General features: G+C 61.0%; 27 protein-coding genes. 24 read left to right on the top strand and 3 right to left on the bottom strand.

Annotation, left to right across the window (positions count from 1 at the left end; genetic code table 11):
- The first annotated feature begins 8 nt into the window (after nucleotides 1-8).
- The 22 genes from rpsS to rplQ all read left to right on the top strand — a co-directional run bounded on the left by rpsS (nucleotide 9) and on the right by rplQ (nucleotide 11,973).
- Nucleotides 9-287 carry a 30S ribosomal protein S19 gene (gene rpsS / locus MUO32_RS05615; protein WP_023517272.1) on the top strand — a complete coding sequence of 93 codons (279 nt, stop codon included), beginning with the start codon at nucleotides 9-11 and terminating at the stop codon, nucleotides 285-287.
- 2 nt (nucleotides 288-289) lie between these two features.
- Nucleotides 290-679, top strand: a complete 390-nt coding sequence (gene rplV, locus MUO32_RS05610) for a 50S ribosomal protein L22 (RefSeq protein WP_069059031.1) — start codon at nucleotides 290-292, stop codon at nucleotides 677-679.
- Nucleotides 679-1,410 carry a 30S ribosomal protein S3 gene (gene rpsC, locus MUO32_RS05605; RefSeq protein WP_257947264.1) on the top strand — a complete coding sequence of 244 codons (732 nt, stop codon included), beginning with the start codon at nucleotides 679-681 and terminating at the stop codon, nucleotides 1,408-1,410. Before rplV ends, rpsC begins: the two co-directional genes overlap by 1 nt.
- A gap of 38 nt (nucleotides 1,411-1,448) precedes the next feature.
- Entirely contained in the window at nucleotides 1,449-1,862 is a 414-nt protein-coding gene (gene rplP, locus MUO32_RS05600) for a 50S ribosomal protein L16 (RefSeq protein ID WP_117372290.1), read from the top strand.
- Nucleotides 1,863-1,874: 12 nt separating this feature from the next.
- A complete protein-coding gene (rpmC, locus tag MUO32_RS05595; protein ID WP_117372291.1) occupies nucleotides 1,875-2,075 on the top strand; it encodes a 50S ribosomal protein L29 in 201 nt (66 codons plus the stop codon).
- Between the two features lie 12 nt (nucleotides 2,076-2,087).
- Nucleotides 2,088-2,324, top strand: a complete 237-nt coding sequence (gene rpsQ, locus MUO32_RS05590; RefSeq protein ID WP_257947263.1) for a 30S ribosomal protein S17 — start codon at nucleotides 2,088-2,090, stop codon at nucleotides 2,322-2,324.
- A gap of 250 nt (nucleotides 2,325-2,574) precedes the next feature.
- A complete protein-coding gene (rplN, locus tag MUO32_RS05585; RefSeq protein ID WP_117372293.1) occupies nucleotides 2,575-2,943 on the top strand; it encodes a 50S ribosomal protein L14 in 369 nt (122 codons plus the stop codon).
- Nucleotides 2,944-2,955: 12 nt separating this feature from the next.
- Entirely contained in the window at nucleotides 2,956-3,267 is a 312-nt protein-coding gene (rplX, locus tag MUO32_RS05580; RefSeq protein WP_024270443.1) for a 50S ribosomal protein L24, read from the top strand.
- Nucleotides 3,260-3,817, top strand: coding sequence for a 50S ribosomal protein L5 (gene rplE / locus MUO32_RS05575; protein ID WP_257947262.1), 558 nt, complete (start codon nucleotides 3,260-3,262; stop codon nucleotides 3,815-3,817). Before rplX ends, rplE begins: the two co-directional genes overlap by 8 nt.
- 33 nt (nucleotides 3,818-3,850) lie before the next feature.
- The gene (rpsN, locus tag MUO32_RS05570; RefSeq protein ID WP_257947261.1) at nucleotides 3,851-4,156 is read left to right on the top strand and encodes a 30S ribosomal protein S14; all 306 of its coding nucleotides are present in this window, start codon (nucleotides 3,851-3,853) and stop codon (nucleotides 4,154-4,156) included.
- Between the two features lie 12 nt (nucleotides 4,157-4,168).
- Entirely contained in the window at nucleotides 4,169-4,567 is a 399-nt protein-coding gene (gene rpsH / locus MUO32_RS05565; protein ID WP_257947260.1) for a 30S ribosomal protein S8, read from the top strand.
- Nucleotides 4,568-4,609: 42 nt separating this feature from the next.
- Nucleotides 4,610-5,143, top strand: coding sequence for a 50S ribosomal protein L6 (gene rplF, locus MUO32_RS05560; protein ID WP_257947259.1), 534 nt, complete (start codon nucleotides 4,610-4,612; stop codon nucleotides 5,141-5,143).
- 12 nt (nucleotides 5,144-5,155) lie between these two features.
- Nucleotides 5,156-5,518, top strand: a complete 363-nt coding sequence (gene rplR, locus MUO32_RS05555; RefSeq protein ID WP_244760739.1) for a 50S ribosomal protein L18 — start codon at nucleotides 5,156-5,158, stop codon at nucleotides 5,516-5,518.
- Between the two features lie 127 nt (nucleotides 5,519-5,645).
- On the top strand, nucleotides 5,646-6,212 hold the full coding sequence (gene rpsE, locus MUO32_RS05550; RefSeq protein ID WP_244760740.1) for a 30S ribosomal protein S5: 567 nt from the start codon (nucleotides 5,646-5,648) through the stop codon (nucleotides 6,210-6,212).
- A gap of 12 nt (nucleotides 6,213-6,224) precedes the next feature.
- Nucleotides 6,225-6,428, top strand: coding sequence for a 50S ribosomal protein L30 (rpmD, locus tag MUO32_RS05545; protein ID WP_257947258.1), 204 nt, complete (start codon nucleotides 6,225-6,227; stop codon nucleotides 6,426-6,428).
- 11 nt (nucleotides 6,429-6,439) lie between these two features.
- Nucleotides 6,440-6,919 carry a 50S ribosomal protein L15 gene (rplO, locus tag MUO32_RS05540; RefSeq protein WP_257947257.1) on the top strand — a complete coding sequence of 160 codons (480 nt, stop codon included), beginning with the start codon at nucleotides 6,440-6,442 and terminating at the stop codon, nucleotides 6,917-6,919.
- A gap of 319 nt (nucleotides 6,920-7,238) precedes the next feature.
- On the top strand, nucleotides 7,239-8,579 hold the full coding sequence (gene secY / locus MUO32_RS05535) for a preprotein translocase subunit SecY (protein ID WP_257947256.1): 1,341 nt from the start codon (nucleotides 7,239-7,241) through the stop codon (nucleotides 8,577-8,579).
- Nucleotides 8,576-9,160: an adenylate kinase gene (locus MUO32_RS05530; protein WP_257947255.1), complete on the top strand. Its 585-nt coding sequence runs from the start codon at nucleotides 8,576-8,578 to the stop codon at nucleotides 9,158-9,160. The genes secY and MUO32_RS05530 overlap by 4 nt, the downstream gene beginning before the upstream one ends.
- Before the next feature lie 227 nt (nucleotides 9,161-9,387).
- Nucleotides 9,388-9,756, top strand: a complete 369-nt coding sequence (gene rpsM / locus MUO32_RS05525) for a 30S ribosomal protein S13 (protein ID WP_257947254.1) — start codon at nucleotides 9,388-9,390, stop codon at nucleotides 9,754-9,756.
- A 246-nt stretch (nucleotides 9,757-10,002) separates the two neighbouring features.
- The gene (gene rpsK, locus MUO32_RS05520; protein ID WP_023513823.1) at nucleotides 10,003-10,392 is read left to right on the top strand and encodes a 30S ribosomal protein S11; all 390 of its coding nucleotides are present in this window, start codon (nucleotides 10,003-10,005) and stop codon (nucleotides 10,390-10,392) included.
- A gap of 100 nt (nucleotides 10,393-10,492) precedes the next feature.
- Nucleotides 10,493-11,503 carry a DNA-directed RNA polymerase subunit alpha gene (locus MUO32_RS05515; RefSeq protein WP_256116145.1) on the top strand — a complete coding sequence of 337 codons (1,011 nt, stop codon included), beginning with the start codon at nucleotides 10,493-10,495 and terminating at the stop codon, nucleotides 11,501-11,503.
- A gap of 44 nt (nucleotides 11,504-11,547) precedes the next feature.
- Nucleotides 11,548-11,973 carry a 50S ribosomal protein L17 gene (gene rplQ, locus MUO32_RS05510; protein WP_257947253.1) on the top strand — a complete coding sequence of 142 codons (426 nt, stop codon included), beginning with the start codon at nucleotides 11,548-11,550 and terminating at the stop codon, nucleotides 11,971-11,973.
- 558 nt (nucleotides 11,974-12,531) lie between these two features.
- Here rplQ and msrQ read toward each other — a convergent pair.
- Together msrQ and msrP are read right to left on the bottom strand one after the other, a co-directional pair.
- Nucleotides 12,532-13,182 carry a protein-methionine-sulfoxide reductase heme-binding subunit MsrQ gene (msrQ, locus tag MUO32_RS05505; RefSeq protein ID WP_257947252.1) on the bottom strand — a complete coding sequence of 217 codons (651 nt, stop codon included), beginning with the start codon at nucleotides 13,180-13,182 and terminating at the stop codon, nucleotides 12,532-12,534.
- Nucleotides 13,182-14,123: a protein-methionine-sulfoxide reductase catalytic subunit MsrP gene (gene msrP / locus MUO32_RS05500; RefSeq protein WP_257947251.1), complete on the bottom strand. Its 942-nt coding sequence runs from the start codon at nucleotides 14,121-14,123 to the stop codon at nucleotides 13,182-13,184. Before msrP ends, msrQ begins: the two co-directional genes overlap by 1 nt.
- 257 nt (nucleotides 14,124-14,380) lie before the next feature.
- On the opposite strand from msrP, the gene MUO32_RS05495 reads away from it, so the two are divergent.
- Together MUO32_RS05495 and MUO32_RS05490 are read left to right on the top strand one after the other, a co-directional pair.
- Entirely contained in the window at nucleotides 14,381-15,733 is a 1,353-nt protein-coding gene (locus MUO32_RS05495) for a DegQ family serine endoprotease (RefSeq protein ID WP_374708627.1), read from the top strand.
- A complete protein-coding gene (locus tag MUO32_RS05490) occupies nucleotides 15,730-17,043 on the top strand; it encodes a replication-associated recombination protein A (protein ID WP_257947249.1) in 1,314 nt (437 codons plus the stop codon). Before MUO32_RS05495 ends, MUO32_RS05490 begins: the two co-directional genes overlap by 4 nt.
- Here MUO32_RS05490 and MUO32_RS05485 read toward each other — a convergent pair whose 3' ends face one another.
- The gene (locus MUO32_RS05485) at nucleotides 17,044-17,358 is read right to left on the bottom strand and encodes a DUF1883 domain-containing protein (protein ID WP_257947248.1); all 315 of its coding nucleotides are present in this window, start codon (nucleotides 17,356-17,358) and stop codon (nucleotides 17,044-17,046) included.
- Between the last annotated feature and the right edge of the window lie 67 nt (nucleotides 17,359-17,425).

Below are 17,425 nucleotides of genomic sequence, written 5' to 3'. Positions count from 1 at the left end.
AGTCAGGAATGGCTCGTTCAGTATGGAAAGGCCCGTTTGTTGACGGCTATCTTCTCAAGAAGGCTGAGAAGGTTCGTGAAGGCGGTCGCAGCGAAGTAATCAAGATCTGGAGCCGTCGCTCCACGATCCTGCCGCAGTTCGTTGGACTGACCTTCGGCGTCTACAATGGCAGCAAGCACATCCCGGTTGCTGTCAACGAAGACATGGTCGGCCACAAGTTTGGTGAATTCGCTCCGACCCGGACCTATTACGGTCACGGTGCGGACAAGAAGGCGAAGAGGAAGTAACGATGGGTAAGGCTAAAGCCGAACGTCGGCTGAAGGATAATGAGGCGCAGGCCATCGCGCGCACGATCCGCGTCAGCCCCCAGAAGCTCAACCTGCTTGCTGCGCTCATCCGCGGCAAGAAGGTGGACAAGGCTCTTGCTGAGCTTGAATTCTCGCGCAAGCGTAGCGCTGAGACCGTCAAGAAGACGCTTGAATCTGCTATCGCCAACGCAGAAAACAACCACGACCTCGACGTCGACAGCCTGATCGTCGCGGAAGCGTATGTCGGCAAGTCGATTGTCATGAAGCGTTTCCACGCCCGTGGCCGCGGCCGCGCATCGCGGATCGAGAAGCCTTTCTCGCATCTCACGATCGTCGTCCGTGAAGTTGAAGCCAAAGGGGAGGCCGCATAATGGGCCAGAAGATTAATCCAATCGGTTTCCGCCTCGGCATCAACCGTACCTGGGACAGCCGTTGGTTCGCCGACAATGCTGAATACAGCCAGCTGCTCCACGAAGACCTGAAGATCCGCGCTTTCGTCATGGAAGAGCTGAAGCAGGCCGGTATCGCCAAGGTCGTCATCGAGCGTCCGCACAAGAAGTGCCGCGTCACGATCCACTCGGCTCGTCCGGGTCTGATCATCGGCAAGAAGGGTGCAGACATCGAGAAGCTCCGCAAGAAGCTTGCCGAGATGACGAATTCCGAAACGCACCTCAACATCGTTGAAGTGCGCAAGCCGGAAGTCGACGCGACCCTCGTCGCCCAGTCGATCGCCCAGCAGCTCGAACGCCGCGTGGCTTTCCGCCGTGCGATGAAGCGCGCTGTTCAGTCCGCAATGCGTCTTGGCGCCGAAGGCATCAAGATCACCTGCGGCGGCCGTCTCGGCGGCGCGGAAATCGCCCGTACGGAATGGTACCGCGAAGGTCGCGTTCCGCTTCACACGCTGCGTGCAGACATCGACTACGGTACGGCGGAAGCCAAGACCGCATTCGGCATCTGCGGCATCAAGGTCTGGATCTTCAAGGGCGAAATCCTTGAGCATGACCCGATGGCCTCTGAGCGTCGCGCAAGCGAAAGTGACAGCCAGGGTCCCGCAAGCCGTGAACGCGGCGATCGCGGCGACCGTCGTCGTGAAAACGCGTAACAGTCGCGTTTGGCAGCCAATATCGGAGAAGTAAAAAAATGTTGCAGCCAAAGCGTACCAAGTACCGCAAGCAGTTCAAGGGCCGCATCAAGGGTGTCGCCAAGGGCGGCTCCGACCTCGCTTTCGGCGAGTTCGGCTTGAAGGCTCAGGAACCGAATCGCGTGAACGCTCGCGAGATCGAAGCGGCCCGCCGCGCGATCACCCGTTACATGAAGCGTGCCGGCCGTGTGTGGATCCGCGTGTTCCCCGACGTCCCGGTCACCGCGAAGCCCACGGAAGTCCGCATGGGTAAGGGTAAGGGTTCGGTCGAATACTGGGCAGCCAAGGTCAAGCCTGGTCGTATGATGTTCGAGATCGACGGTGTCTCCGAGGAGATCGCCCGTGAGGCGCTTCGTCTCGGCTCGGCCAAGCTCTCGGTCAAGACGCGCTTCGTACAGCGCATTGCAGAGTAAGGAGCGAGCGTCATGAAAGCCGCAGACGTCAAGGCGCTGAGCGCCGACCAGCTGAACGACGAACTGGCCAAGCTGAAGAAAGAGCAGTTCAACCTGCGCTTCCAGAAGGCGACAGGCCAGCTCGAAAAGACCTCGCGCATCAACGAAGTCCGCAAGGACATCGCGCGCGTCAAGACCATTGCCCGCCAGAAGGCGGCAGAAGCCAAGGCCTAAGGACCAAAAAATATGCCGAAACGCATTCTGCAGGGCACTGTTGTCAGCGACAAGAACGACAAGACCGTTGTCGTCCGCGTCGAACGCCGTTTTGCCCATCCCCTGCTTCAGAAGACCGTTCGTCGGTCCAAGAAGTACAAGGCGCATGACGAAGCCAACCAGTTCAAGGTCGGCGACGTCGTTTCCATTCAGGAATGCGCCCCGATTTCCAAGGACAAGCGCTGGACCGTTCTCGCGGCCCAGGCTTAAAATCTGCAGATTTCGCGCCTGGCCCTTGCGTCTGGCGCGAAACACTGTATGAAGCAGCGCAAGGACGCTCGGAATCACGAGCGTTCTTTTGCTTTGAGCGCACGGAAGGTCCGTCGGTTCGCCGAAGGGAAACCACCCTGGCAACACACCTTCCCGCGCGAAGACATGAATTTCCATATGCTGGAACAGGGGGCCTTTCCTTGATCGGGATTGGCCCAACCGGTCTGGTAAAACAAGAAGGCGACCTGACATGATTCAGATGCAGACTAACCTCGACGTGGCGGATAATTCCGGCGCACGTCGTGTCATGTGCATCAAGGTGCTGGGCGGCTCCAAGCGCAAGTACGCTTCGGTCGGCGACGTTATCGTCGTCTCGATCAAGGAAGCTATCCCGCGCGGCCGCGTGAAGAAGGGTGATGTGATGAAGGCGGTTGTTGTTCGCACCGCCAAGGACATCCGTCGCCCCGATGGCAGCGTCATCCGTTTTGACAGCAACGCCGCTGTCCTGATCGACAACAAGAAAGAGCCCATCGGCACCCGTATCTTCGGACCGGTTCCGCGCGAACTTCGCGCCAAGAACCACATGAAGATCATCTCGCTGGCTCCCGAAGTACTCTAAGGAGCGATGGCTATGCAGAAGATCCGTAAAGGCGACAAGGTCGTCGTACTCACCGGCAAGGACAAGGGCCGCACCGGTGAAGTCGTACAGGTAATGCCGAAGGAAGACCGTGCGGTCGTCAAGGGTATCAACCTGGTGAAGCGTCACCAGCGCCAGACCCAGACCCAGGAAGCCGGCATCATCACCAAGGAAGCTTCGATCCACCTGTCGAACATCGCGATCGCCGACCCCAAGGACGGCAAGCCGACCCGCGTCGGTTTCAAGGTCGAGGGCGACAAGAAGGTTCGTGTAGCAAAGCGTTCGGGAGTGTCGATCGATGGCTGACACCAAGTATGAGCCCCGGCTCAAGAAGGAATATGTCGAGCGTATTCGCGCGGCACTGCGGGAGCAGTTCTCCTACGCCAATGAAATGCAGATCCCGAAGCTCGACAAGATCGTGATCAACATGGGCGTGGGCGAATCCACGGCGGATTCGAAGAAGCCGACCGTTGCAGCCGCCGACCTCGCAGCGATCGCCGGCCAGAAGCCGGTCATCACGCGCGCTCGTAACTCCATCGCGGGCTTCAAGCTCCGCGAAGGCATGCCGATCGGCGCGAAGGTCACCCTGCGCGGCGCCCGCATGTATGAATTTCTGGATCGCCTCGTGAACATCGCGCTGCCCCGCGTACGCGACTTCCGTGGTCTGAACCCGAAGTCCTTCGATGGCCGTGGCAACTTCGCCATGGGTATCAAGGAGCACATTGTGTTCCCTGAGATCAACTACGACAAGGTTGATCAGATGTGGGGCATGGACATCATCGTTTGCACGACGGCACCGACGGACGACGAAGCACGCGCTCTTCTGAAAGAGTTCAGCTTCCCGTTCCGCGCCTGACCGTAACGACAAGCGTAAAGAAGGATTACTGTTATGGCTAAAACCAGCGCAGTCGAGAAGAATAACCGCCGTCGCAAGCTGGTCGCCAGCCAGGCTGCAAAGCGTGCTGCCCTCAAGGCGATCATCCAGAACCAGTCTCTTCCGATCGAAGAGCGCTTCAAGGCTACCCTGAAGCTTGCCGAAATGCCGCGCAATGGTTCCAAGACCCGCATCCGTAACCGTTGCGAAGTAACGGGCCGTCCGCGCGCCTTTTATCGCAAACTCGGAATGTCGCGTATTGCGCTTCGTGAACTGGGCAATTCCGGCAAGGTGCCGGGCATTGTCAAGTCGAGCTGGTAAGGAGACGGGTACATGGCAATGACTGATCCCCTGGGCGATATGCTCACCCGTATCCGCAACGGCGCCGCACGCCGCAAGTCCAGCGTTTCGACGCCGGCTTCCACGCTGCGCGCCCGCGTTCTGGATGTCCTTCAGGCTGAAGGCTACATCCGCGGATATTCGGAAGTCGAATTCGGCAACGGCAAGGCCGAGCTGAACATCGAACTCAAGTACTACGAAGGCGCGTCCGTGATCCGCAAGATCGACCGCGTCTCCAAGCCGGGCCGCCGGGTCTATGTCTCGGTCAAGTCCATTCCGCAGGTCGCGAACGGCCTCGGCATCACCATCCTTTCGACCCCGAAGGGCGTGATGGCCGATCACCAGGCACGCGAACAGAACGTTGGTGGCGAGATTCTTTGCTCGGTCTTCTAAGACTGGGCAAGGATCTCCATAACGAACAGACAGGATACAACTATGTCTCGTATCGGTAAGAAGCCCGTTCAGGTTCCCGCTGGTGTCACCGCGACCGTTGACGGTCAGAAGGTCACCGCAAAGGGCCCGAAGGGCGAACTGTTCTTCGTCGCGAACGACGAAGTTTCGGTAAAGCTCGAAGACAACGCCGTTGTCGTCCAGCCGACCAGCCAGTCGAAGGACGCTCGTTCCAAGTGGGGCATGTCCCGCACGATGGTCGAGAACATCTTCAAGGGTGTGAAGGACGGCTACGAGCGTAAGCTCGAAATCAACGGCGTCGGTTACCGCGCGTCGCTGCAGGGCAAGAACCTGCAGCTGGCACTCGGCTTCAGCCATGACGTCGTCTACCAGACGCCTGAAGGCATCACGATCGTTGTCCCGAAGCCGACGGAAATCATCATCTCCGGCATCAACAAGCAGCAGGTCGGCCAGGTCGCTGCGGAAATCCGCGAATACCGTGGCCCCGAGCCCTACAAGGGCAAGGGCGTCAAGTACGCGGAAGAACGCATCGTCCGCAAGGAAGGCAAGAAGAAGTAAGGATCACGCGAAATGGCTAGCACAAAAGAAGCTCTCGTGCGCCGCGCCAACCGCGTGCGCCGTACTCTCAAAGCGGTGGCCAACGGCCGTCCGCGCCTGTCGGTTCATCGCTCGTCGAAGAACATCTACGTACAGGTTATCGACGACGTTGACGGCAAGACCCTTGCGGCTGCCTCCACGCTCGACACCGATCTGCGTTCGTCGTTGAAGACGGGCGCCGACACGGCAGCAGCTGCTGCCGTCGGCAAGCTCATTGCCGAGCGCGCAGTCAAGGCCGGCGTCAAGGACGTCGTCTTCGACCGTGGCGCTTTCCTCTATCACGGTCGCGTCAAGGCTCTCGCCGAAGCCGCTCGTGAAGGTGGTCTGAACTTCTGATCAATCGGCCGGGCACCTCGGTGCCCGCCGACCAGCTCAGGGTATTTGTCGCTTCCATTTTCAACGAGATGGGGGCGGCTTTCGTCAATCTGCCGATTGCACCCGGAAAATAAAAAGGAAAAGGACAATGGCACAGGAAAAGCGCGGTCGCGATGACCGCCAGAACCGCGAAGAGCGCGACAGCGAGTTTGTCGATAAGCTCGTCGCGATCAACCGCGTCGCAAAGGTCGTCAAGGGCGGCCGTCGTTTCGGTTTCGCAGCTCTCGTCGTCGTCGGCGACCAGAAGGGCCGCGTCGGCTTCGGCCATGGCAAGGCTCGTGAAGTTCCGGAAGCCATCCGGAAGGCCACCGAAGCCGCCAAGCGCGACCTCATCTTCGTACCGCTGCGCTCGGGCCGCACGCTGCACCACGACGTGCACGGTCGTCACGGCGCCGGCAAGGTGCTGCTGCGTTCGGCCAAGGCCGGTACCGGTATCATCGCCGGTGGTCCGATGCGCGCCGTCTTCGAAACGCTCGGCGTTCATGACGTCGTCGCCAAGTCGACCGGTTCGTCGAACCCGTACAACATGATTCGTGCGACGTTCGATGCCCTCAAGAGCCAGATGCACCCGAAGGACATCGCAGCTCAGCGCGGCATGAAGTACGCCACGCTGCAGGCTCGCCGTACGTCTGCCGGCGTCTCTGCCGAAGAATAAGGAGCACTGATCATGGCTAAGAAAGAAACCGCCTCGAAGACGGTGACTGTCGAGCAGATCGGCAGCCCCATCCGCCGTCCGGCCATCCAGCGCGCAACGCTCGTTGGTCTGGGCCTCAACAAGATGCACCGGGTTCGCACGCTGGAAGACACTCCGTCTGTCCGCGGCATGATCCGTGCCGTCCAGCACCTCGTTCGCGTTGTCGAAGAGAAGTGAGGGGATAGATCATGAAACTCAATGAAATCAAGGACAACGAAGGCTCTTCGAAGAACCGCAAGCGCGTAGGTCGCGGTATCGGTTCGGGTTCGGGCAAGACCGGTGGTCGCGGCGTCAAGGGTCAGAAGGCTCGTTCGGGCGTCGCCATCAACGGCTTCGAAGGCGGTCAGATGCCCATCTACCGTCGCCTGCCGAAGCGCGGCTTCACCAACATCTTCTCGTCCGACTTCGCCATCGTGTCGCTCGGTCGCGTTCAGCAGGCTATCGACGCCGGCAAGCTCGACGGCAAGGCAACGGTTGATGCGGCAGCTCTCAAGGCTGCTGGCGTTATCCGTCGCGTCAAGGACGGCGTTCGCCTCCTCGCCGACGGCGAACTGAAGGCCAAGGTGACGTTCGAAGTCGCCGGCGCCTCCAAGCCGGCCCTGGAGAAGATCGAAAAGGCCGGTGGCTCGATCAAGCTTCTCCTGGCCGCTGCAGAAGCCGCCGAATAATTCGACGAAATTTATCGCCCGGTGTGCTTCACACCGGGCGATTTTGCTCCCATATGTGAGCCTCACGACGACCGGATGGATTTTTGTCCCCGTCGTTATCCGGAAGAAAAACCAGAGTGAGGCCGGGATTGCTTGACAATCCGCGTTTCAACCGGTTTAGGCTCCATCCGCCCGATTTGCTGCAACGGCAGACGGGCATGACCAATTTCAGCATTGGCGTCGTCGGTCCGGGGAGGGCCGGGCGCAGGTGCCAAACGGATCAGCCATTCCGGACCTGGCCGGGCTTCACCGCCGCCGGATCGGCTACGCGGAGAAATGCATGGCTTCGGCAGCGGAACAACTTGCCTCTAATCTCAACTTCTCGACTTTCGCCAAGGCGGAAGACCTGAAGAAGCGTCTCTGGTTTACGCTGGGCGCGCTGCTTGTCTATCGTCTCGGCACCTATATCCCGTTGCCGGGCCTCAATCCCGAAGCCTTTGCCCAGGCCTTCCGCGGCCAGGCGGGCGGCATTCTCGGCCTGTTCAACATGTTCTCCGGCGGCGCCGTCGAGCGCATGGCGATCTTCGCGCTCGGCATCATGCCGTACATCTCTGCGTCGATCATCGTGCAGCTGATGACGTCGGTCGTGCCTTCGCTGGAACAGCTGAAGAAGGAAGGCGAACAGGGCCGCAAGATCATCAACCAGTACACGCGCTACGGCACGGTGCTGCTCGGCACACTCCAGGCCTACGGCATTGCGGTCGGTCTCGAGAGCGGGGCAGGGCTCGTCAACGATCCGGGTTGGTTCTTCCGCATTTCCACGGTCATCTCGCTGCTTGGCGGCACGATGTTCCTGATGTGGCTCGGTGAGCAGATCACCTCGCGCGGCATCGGCAACGGTATTTCGCTGATCATCTTCGCCGGTATCGTCGCCGCCCTGCCGGGTGCGCTGGCCGGCACGCTCGAACTTGGCCGCACGGGCGCCCTGTCGTTCGGCGTGATTCTCGCCGTCGTTCTCATGGCCGTCGTGGTCATCGCGCTCATCGTCTTCGTGGAACGTGCCCAGCGCCGCCTTCTGATCCAGTATCCGAAGCGCCAGGTCGGCAACCGCATGTTCCAGGGCGATACCTCGCACCTGCCGTTGAAGCTCAACACCGCGGGCGTCATCCCGGCGATCTTCGCGTCTTCGCTGCTGCTCCTGCCGGCCACGCTGGCAGGCTTCTCGAACACGGCGGAGCTTCCGTCCTGGGCGACGGCCGTCATCGCGTCGCTCGGCCATGGCAAGCCGCTCTACATGGTGCTCTATGCCGCCATGATCGCCTTCTTCGCCTTCTTCTACACGGCCATCGTCTTCAATCCGAAGGACACGGCCGACAACCTGAAGAAGCATGGCGGCTTCATTCCGGGCATCCGTCCGGGCGAGCGCACCGCCGAATATATCGACTACGTGCTGACCCGCATCACGGTCATCGGCGCGGCCTACCTGATGTTCGTCTGTATCCTTCCCGAAATCCTCATCGCGCAGACCGGGGTGCCATTCTACCTTGGTGGTACGTCGCTTTTGATTGTTGTCAGCGTGACCCTGGATACTGTAGCACAGATACAGGGTCACCTGATTGCTCAGCAGTATGAGGGGCTGATCAAGAAGTCGAAGCTGCGTGGAGGAAAGAGGGGACGATGAGACTGATTTTTTTGGGGCCGCCGGGTGCTGGCAAGGGAACGCAAGCCAAGCTTCTGACGGAAAAATACGGCATTCCGCAGCTTTCCACCGGTGACATGCTGCGGGCGGCCGTTGCCGCCGGCACGGATGTCGGCAAGCGTGCCAAGGCCGTCATGGATGCTGGCCAGCTCGTCTCCGACGCGATCGTCAACGAAATCGTTTCCGACCGCGTCGATTCGGCCGACTGTGCCAAGGGCTTCATCCTCGATGGTTACCCGCGCACGGTTCCGCAGGCGGAAGCTCTCGACCAGATCCTCGCCGGCAAGGGCATTGCTCTCGACGCGGTTATCGAGCTGAAGGTGGATGAGGATGCGCTGGTCAAGCGCATGGAGAATCGTGTAGCCGAAACCATCGCCGCCGGCGGTACGGTTCGCTCCGACGACAATCCGGAAGCCTTCAAGCGCCGTCTCACGGAATACCGCGAGAAGACCGCGCCGCTGTCGAACTATTACGCGTCGACCGGCAAGCTTCAGACGGTCGACGGCATGGCCAATGTCGACAAGGTGACTGCCGAGATCGGTGGAATCCTGGAGAACGCCTGATTTCGGGCAAAAAGGACCGGCCAGGGAGTTGACTTTTTGGCCGATTCCCCCTTAAGACAGCGCCAACTCGCGACATATCATTGCGATCGGCGCGGATTTCCAAGAACGAAGTCCGGGCACGATCGTTTTCGACATGTCCCGAACATCAATTGAGTCGCGGTCTTCCCGGCCGTATCGAATGAAGAAAACCACTTGCCGGATGGCAACTGGAAGCAAGGAGAACAGGCGTGGCACGTATCGCTGGCGTCAACATCCCGACCGCGAAGCGCGTAGTCATCGCGCTGACCTATATCCACGGGATCGGCCCGAAATTCGCACAGGAAATCGTCGAGAAGGTCGGTATTCCGGCTGATCGCCGCGTGCACCAGCTCACGGACGCAGAAGTTCTGCAGATCCGCGAAGCCATCGACCGCGACTACCAGGTCGAAGGCGACCTGCGTCGCGAGAACTCGATGAACATCAAGCGCCTCATGGACCTCGGTTGCTACCGTGGTCTGCGTCACCGTCGTGGCCTTCCGGTCCGCGGTCAGCGCACGCACACCAACGCCCGTACCCGCAAGGGCCCGGCGAAGGCCATCGCAGGCAAGAAGAAGTAATTTCCCGGAAACGGGGAACAGGAGGCTGGCGCTTCGCGCCGGCCTCTTTTGAGTTTCGAGCGGGGCCTTGTGCTTTATCAAAGGTCCCGGTCGGTGGAGCTGCTGGCACTACGGCAGTGACGATATCGCCGCACGCATCACCCCAGGGGTCGCGCGTGCATTTGTTATTCAGGGCAGGGACGTCAGTCTCTTCCCGGTGGAGCCGCTGGTACTACGGCGGTGTCGAGATCAACGAAAGGACTACCCATGGCCAAGGAAGCCGCACGCGTCCGCCGTCGCGAACGCAAGAACATCACCTCGGGTGTTGCTCACGTCAATTCTTCGTTCAACAACACGATGATCACCATCACCGATGCACAGGGCAACGCCATTGCCTGGTCGTCGGCTGGTGCCAAGGGCTTCAAGGGCTCGCGTAAGTCGACCCCGTTCGCTGCCCAGATCGCTGCTGAAGACTGCGCCAAGAAGGCCCAGGAACACGGCATGAAGTCGCTGGAAGTCGAAGTCTGCGGCCCGGGTTCCGGCCGTGAATCGGCTCTGCGCGCCCTCCAAGCTGCCGGCTTCATGATCACGTCGATCCGCGACGTGACCCCGATCCCGCACAACGGTTGCCGTCCGCGCAAGAAGCGTCGCGTCTGATCATCGCATTCGAACAGTCATGGAAGCCGGTCGGCTTCCATGCATCTTCAGGGCTCGGCCGTCACGATTGAATGGTGGCGGCGAACGGAAGGCAAAACATATGATCCAGAAAAACTGGCAGGAACTGATCAAGCCGAACAAGGTGGAGTTCTCCTCCTCCGGCCGCACCAAGGCAAGCCTTGTTGCCGAGCCGCTGGAGCGTGGCTTCGGCCTGACGCTCGGCAACGCGCTGCGTCGCGTTCTCCTGTCGTCGCTGCGCGGTGCGGCTGTTACCGCCGTGCAGATCGACGGCGTCCTGCACGAGTTCTCGTCGATCCCGGGTGTCCGCGAAGACGTGACCGATATCGTGCTCAACATCAAGGAAATCGCCATCAAGATGGATGGCGACGATTCCAAGCGTATGGTCGTGCGCAAGCAGGGTCCGGGCGTTGTTACGGCTGGTGACATCCAGACGGTCGGCGACATCGAGATCCTGAACCCCAACCATGTCATCTGCACCCTCGACGAGGGCGCCGAAATCCGCATGGAGTTCACGGTCAACAACGGCAAGGGCTATGTCCCGGCCGACCGCAACCGTTCCGAAGACGCGCCGATCGGCCTTATCCCGGTCGACAGCCTCTACTCGCCGGTCAAGAAAGTGTCCTACAAGGTGGAAAACACCCGTGAAGGCCAGGTTCTCGACTATGACAAGCTGACCATGTCCATCGAGACTGACGGCTCCGTCACCGGCGAAGATGCGATCGCGTTCGCGGCCCGCATTCTTCAGGACCAGCTCTCGGTCTTCGTCAACTTCGACGAACCGCAGAAGGAAGCCGAAGAAGAGTCGGTCACCGAGCTCGCCTTCAACCCGGCGCTCCTCAAGAAGGTCGACGAACTGGAACTTTCGGTCCGTTCGGCGAACTGCCTGAAGAACGACAACATCGTCTACATTGGCGATCTCATTCAGAAGACCGAAGCCGAAATGCTTCGCACTCCGAATTTTGGTCGCAAGTCGCTGAACGAAATCAAGGAAGTTCTCGCTTCCATGGGCCTGCACCTCGGCATGGAAGTGCCGGCATGGCCGCCCGAGAACATCGAAGATCTCGCCAAGCGCTACGAAGACCAATACTAACCATCAAACGGCAGGCAACAGCCTGCATGTGAAGGAGACCAGAGATGCGCCACCAGAATTCCGGTCGCAAACTCAACCGTACTGCCAGCCACCGCAAGGCGATGTTCGCCAACATGGCTGCTTCGCTCATCCTGCATGAGCAGATCGTAACGACGCTGCCGAAGGCGAAGGAAATTCGCCCGATCGTCGAAAAGCTCGTCACGCTCGGCAAGCGCGGCGACCTGCACGCTCGCCGCCAGGCGATCTCGCAGATCCGCGACGTTGCCGTCGTTTCGAAGCTGTTCGATGCGATCGCAACCCGCTACGCCAGCCGCAACGGTGGCTACCTGCGTATCATGAAGGCCGGCTACCGCTACGGCGACAACGCCCCGCTCGCCGTCATCGAGTTCGTGGAACGCGACGTCGACGCCAAGGGCGCAGCCGACAAGGTTCGCGTTGCTGCTGAAGCAGAAGCTGCCGAAGCTGCTTGATCCCTTCGGGACACGCAACAGATTGAAAAGGCCGGGAGCGTGATCTCCCGGCCTTTTCGTTTTCGGTATCCAGGGTGACGGCAGGGGCTCGTTCTGGCTGTTTCCCTCAGACGCTGTTCGTTGAACAAACCGTGCTTTTTTCTCCAGTTCCGAATACCGGCGATGACTTTTTCTCTATTTTCCGCCGAGTCCGGCAAAACGCCGGAAGGTATCGCGCAGCCAGTCTGGTGGCGACGGTGTAGCGTTGCCCGGGCGACATCGGCCCCGCCGCAGAGACCGAGAATGAAATTCTGACCAATCGCCCCCCGATCCTCCGGAGAGATTTTGCCGTTTTGCTGTCGAGTAACGGACAGCCGGCCCGGAGAACGTTTCGAGGCCTCCAGGTCCACGTTGGCGTTTCGCATGAATGAGTGGGGTCGATACTCCAGGGCTTTTGCCCGTATCGCGATACTTGACGCACCGTAGAATTCGAAGTCGAGCGGCTCGAGGCCGGCGCTTGCATTTGACTGTCGTGCCGACGCTATGATCGCAATGCCGTCGGTAAATGTGAGCACGAGCCTATGGCGAATGGGGTCTAACCGCAACAGGGCCTGACGGTACACTACGCTTTGCCTTCCGCGGCAGAAGCCGGCGAAACAATCTGTAGATGAGCAGCACCGCCACCAGCACGATGTAGGTCAAGGGCTCCAACCCCACGACCTTCACCGACATGGCGAAGTGCAACGCACCGGCGGCGGCGATGATATAGACCAGCTTGTGCAGCTTCACCCAGCGTGGGCCGAGCCGGCGGATCGACCAGTTGTTAGAGGTCAGCGCCAGCGGGATGAGCATCACGAAGGCCGCCATGCCGATGGTGATGAAGGGCCGCTTGGCGATATCGACGAGGATGGCGGTGAAATTCAGATACTGGTCGAGCACCATATAGGTCGAAAAATGCATCAGCACGTACCAGAAGGCGAGCAGCCCGAGCGCGCGTCGATAGCGGATCCAGGTGATGCCGAAGAGATCGCGCAGCGGCGTGATCGCCAGCGTCGCGACGAGGAAGCGTAACGCCCATAGGCCGAGCAGGTGCTCGAACTCCTTGACCGGATTGCCGGGCAGGCGTCCCGTTGCGCCGAGCCAGAAGCCGTAGGCCGCGGGCGCGAGGCCCACGGCATAGAGCAGCCAGATCGATGCGGCGTGGTATTTGCGGGGCAGGGCGGGCAGCATCAGTAGTTCGCCCGAAGATCCATGCCGCCATAGAGGCTGGCGACCTCGTCGGCATAGCCGTTGAAGGGCAGCGTCGGCCGGCGGTTGGCGCCGAAGAAGCCACCTTCACCGATACGGTTCTCGCTCGCCTGGCTCCAGCGCGGGTGATCCACCTCCGGATTGACGTTGGCATAGAAGCCGTATTCGCTCGGCGCGGAGATGTTCCAGGTGGAGGGCGGCTGCTTGTCGGTCAGCGTGATCTTCACGATCGATTTGATGCCCTTGAAACCGTATTTCCAGGGAACGACGAGGCGGATCGGCGCCCCGTTCTGGTTCGGGAGTGTCTTGCCGTAGACGCCGACGGCGAGGATCGCCAGCGGGTGGCGGGCCTCGTCGAGCCGCAAGCCTTCGACATAGGGCCACGGCAGGGACTGGAAGTAGCCCGCTTGCCCCGGCATTTCCTCCGGCCGCACGACCGTCTCGAAGGCGACGTATTTGGCGTCACCCAGCGGCTCCACCTTGTCGAGAAGGGCGGAAAGCGGAAAACCGACCCAGGGGATCACCATCGACCAGGCCTCCACGCAGCGCATGCGGTAGACCCGGTCCTCGAGCGGCAAGGCAAGCAGCTCCTCGAGACCGAATTCCTTCGGCTTGCCGACGAGCCCGTCCACCTTCACCGTCCAGGGCGTCGGCTTGAACTTCTCCGAGTTTGCCGCCGGATCGCCTTTGCCCAGGCCGAATTCATAAAAATTATTGTAGGTCGTCACGTCTTTTTCGGGCGTCAGCGTCTCATCGACCATATAGGCGCTCTTGGCGGCCTTCAGCGCCTCGGCCAGCGCCGGCGTGCCTATCGCGGCGAGCGCACCGCCGGCAGCGGCCGCCAGAAAGCCGCGCCGGTTGAAAAAACAGCGCTCGGGCGTGATTTCGTAGGAGGCAATACGGGGGAAGCGGTAAAGCGACATGGCGGTGCTCGATTGGTTGGTTGTTTTCCCTGACTTCTACGTAAACGCGGAGCGTGTTGTTTCAACGGCAGGGAAAGATTTCCGCCGACCACTTTTTCGTGCGCGCCGCGTGAGGTGTCGCAAGCGGTGAAGACGGCGCAGTTTGCCTTTTTTCCCGCGAAATCCTATCTGATCGTGGCGCGGAAACGAAGGAGACTCAATCGATGACGCATATCCGCATTCTGCTTGCCGCCCCGCTTGCCGTGGCGCTGGCGCTGATGACGCCCGCCATGGCCGAGGAGCGCACCGTGCCGCAATCGCGCACGGAGATGCAGCTCTCCTTCGCGCCCCTCGTCAAGCAGGTCGAGAACGCCGTCGTCAACGTCTATGCGGAGCGCGTCGTCGAGCGCCGCTCGCTCTTCGACGGCGACCCCTTCTTCGAGGAATTCTTCGGCCAGCAGATGCCGAACCGCAGCCAGAAGCAATCCTCGCTCGGTTCCGGCGTTATCGTCGGCGCCAAGGGCATCGTTGTCACGAACAACCACGTCATCGAGGGGGCGAGCGACATCAAGGTGGCGCTGGCGGATGGCCGCGAATATGAGAGCACGGTTGTTCTGAAGGACGAGCGTGTCGATCTCGCCGTCCTGAAGATCAAGATGGAGGGCGATTTCACGACGCTGCCGCTCGGCGACAGCGATGCGGTGGAGGTGGGCGATCTCGTGCTTGCCATCGGCAATCCTTTCGGCGTAGGTCAAACCGTGACGAGCGGCATCGTCTCCGCACTTGCCCGCAACCAGGTGCGATCAGGCGATTTCGGCTTCTTCATCCAGACGGATGCCGCCATCAATCCCGGCAATTCCGGCGGCGCGCTCATCAACATGAACGGCGAGCTGATCGGTATCAACACCGCGATCTTTTCGCGCGGCGGCGGTTCCAATGGCGTCGGCTTCGCCATTCCCGCCAATCTCGTGAAAACCTTCATCGCCAGTGCCGAGCATGGCAGCGCCACGTTCGATCGTCCCTTCGTTGGCGCGACCTTCGAGGCGGTGACGTCTGAGGTGGCAGAAGCGCTCGGCCTCGACCGCGCGCGCGGCGCGCTGATCTCAAAGGTCCAGCCCGGCAGCCCCGCAGAAAAGGCCGGCATGAAGCCGGGACAGATCGTGACGGCCGTCAATGGCATTCCGGTCGAACATCCCGATGCGCTCGGCTATCGCCTCACCACCGTCGGCATAGGCGGCACGGCGCGCATCACTGTCATCAGCAGCGGCAAGGAGCAGGCGCTGACGCTCTCCCTCGACCGTGCGCCGGAAACGACGCCGCGCGACGAGCGCCTGATCGAGGGCCGCAATCCCTTCTCCGGCGCGGTCGTCGCCAATCTCTCGCCGCGTGTTTCCGAAGAGTTGCGCATGCCGGTCGGGCAGGGCACGACCAATGGTGTCGTCGTGACGGAGGTCAACCGCGGTTCGCCGGCGGCGCGCATCGGGCTTCAGCCGCGCGACATCATCATCGAGCTCAACGGCACCGCCGTGACATCCACCGAAACGCTCGCCTCGCTTGTCGGCGAAGACCCGTCGATCTGGCGCGTCGAGATCGAGCGTGACGGTCAGCGCATCCGACAGTTCTTCCGATGAGCGACCTCTTCGCCCCGCAAGAACCGGAGGATATGAAGGCGAAACGCCCGCTGGCCGATCGCCTTCGTCCGCGTACGCTGGGCGAAGTGTCCGGTCAGGAACACCTAACCGGGCCAGACGGCGTTCTCTCGCGCATGATCGAGGCCGGCTCGCTCGGCTCGATGATCTTCTGGGGCCCGCCCGGTACGGGAAAGACGACCGTGGCACGGTTGCTCTCCGGCGAGACGGGTCTTGCCTTCGAGCAGATTTCCGCGATCTTCTCCGGCGTCGCCGATCTCAAGAAGATGTTCGACGCCGCCCGCGCACGCCGCATGGGCGGCCGGCAGACGCTGCTTTTCGTCGACGAGATCCATCGTTTCAATCGCGCTCAGCAGGACAGCTTTCTGCCCGTCATGGAGGACGGTACGATCGTGCTTGTGGGCGCGACGACGGAAAACCCGTCCTTCGAACTCAACGCCGCTCTGCTTTCCCGCGCGCGCGTGCTCACCTTCAAGCCGCATGACGAGACGAGTCTGGAAGAGCTTTTGAAGCGTGCCGAGGCCGTCGAGGAAAAGCCGTTGCCGCTGGACGACGAGGCGCGCGCCTCGCTGCTGCGCATGGCAGACGGCGATGGCCGCGCCGTGCTGACGCTGGCGGAAGAGGTGTGGCGCGCCGCGCGCGCGGGCGAGATTTTTGGGCAGGACGATCTCTTCCGCATCGTGCAGCGCCGCGCACCCGTCTATGACAAGTCGCAGGATGGCCACTACAATCTCATCTCGGCCCTGCACAAGGCCGTGCGCGGCTCCGATCCCGATGCCTCGCTCTACTATCTCACGCGCATGCTGGATGCCGGTGAGGATCCGCTCTTCCTCTGTCGCCGCATGGTGCGCATGGCGGTCGAGGATATCGGCCTTGCCGATCCGCAGGCGCTTGTCGTGTGCAATGCCGTGAAGGACGCCTACGATTTTCTCGGCTCGCCGGAGGGGGATCTGGCGCTGGCACAGGCCTGCGTCTATCTCGCCACCGCGCCGAAATCGAACGCCATCTACACCGCCTACAAATCGGCAATGCGTGCGGCAAAGGAGCATGGCTCGCTGCTGCCGCCGAAACACATCCTCAACGCACCGACCAAGCTGATGAAGGGCGAGGGCTACGGCGACGGTTATCGCTACGATCACGACCAGCCTGACGCCTTTTCAGGGCAGGACTATTTCCCGGAAAAAATGGGTCGCCGGACCTTCTACGATCCACCGGAGCGCGGCTTCGAACGGGAGCTGCGCAAGCGGCTCGACTGGTGGGCGAAGCTGCGCAAGGAACGCGGCGAGGGGTAGTTACGCCGCGCTGAAGCGCTGCGCTGGCTTCTGCGGGGCGAGTGGTACGATCTTGATCGACGACTGCGCCTTGCCCGGATGTCCTTCCATATCGACAATCACATGCCAGTGGCCGCTCTTCGGAACCTTCAACCGGATCGGAGACTGCTTGGCCACGCCGCCGAGGAACTTGTGCTGGCGGGCGTTCTTGAACAGGTCGAAATTGGCGTGGCTCATGAGGCGGACATTGGCAACGGCCGACAGCGTGATTTCGACGACCGTACCGCTCCGCTGCAGGTCGAGATCATAGTGGGTGTAAGAGAAACTGTGCGTCATGGTCCGCCCGGATGCATCTGGTGTTCCGCTAATATGCACGTGCATCCGTTAAAGTTTTCTTCCTCTC

It is taken from the genome of Shinella sp. CPCC 101442 (genome assembly GCF_024704725.1).
In the GTDB taxonomy this organism is placed as follows: Bacteria; Pseudomonadota; Alphaproteobacteria; order Rhizobiales; family Rhizobiaceae; genus Shinella.
The sequence above is the reverse complement of the archived record's forward strand: the minus strand, read 5'-3'. Positions and strand labels throughout refer to the sequence as shown.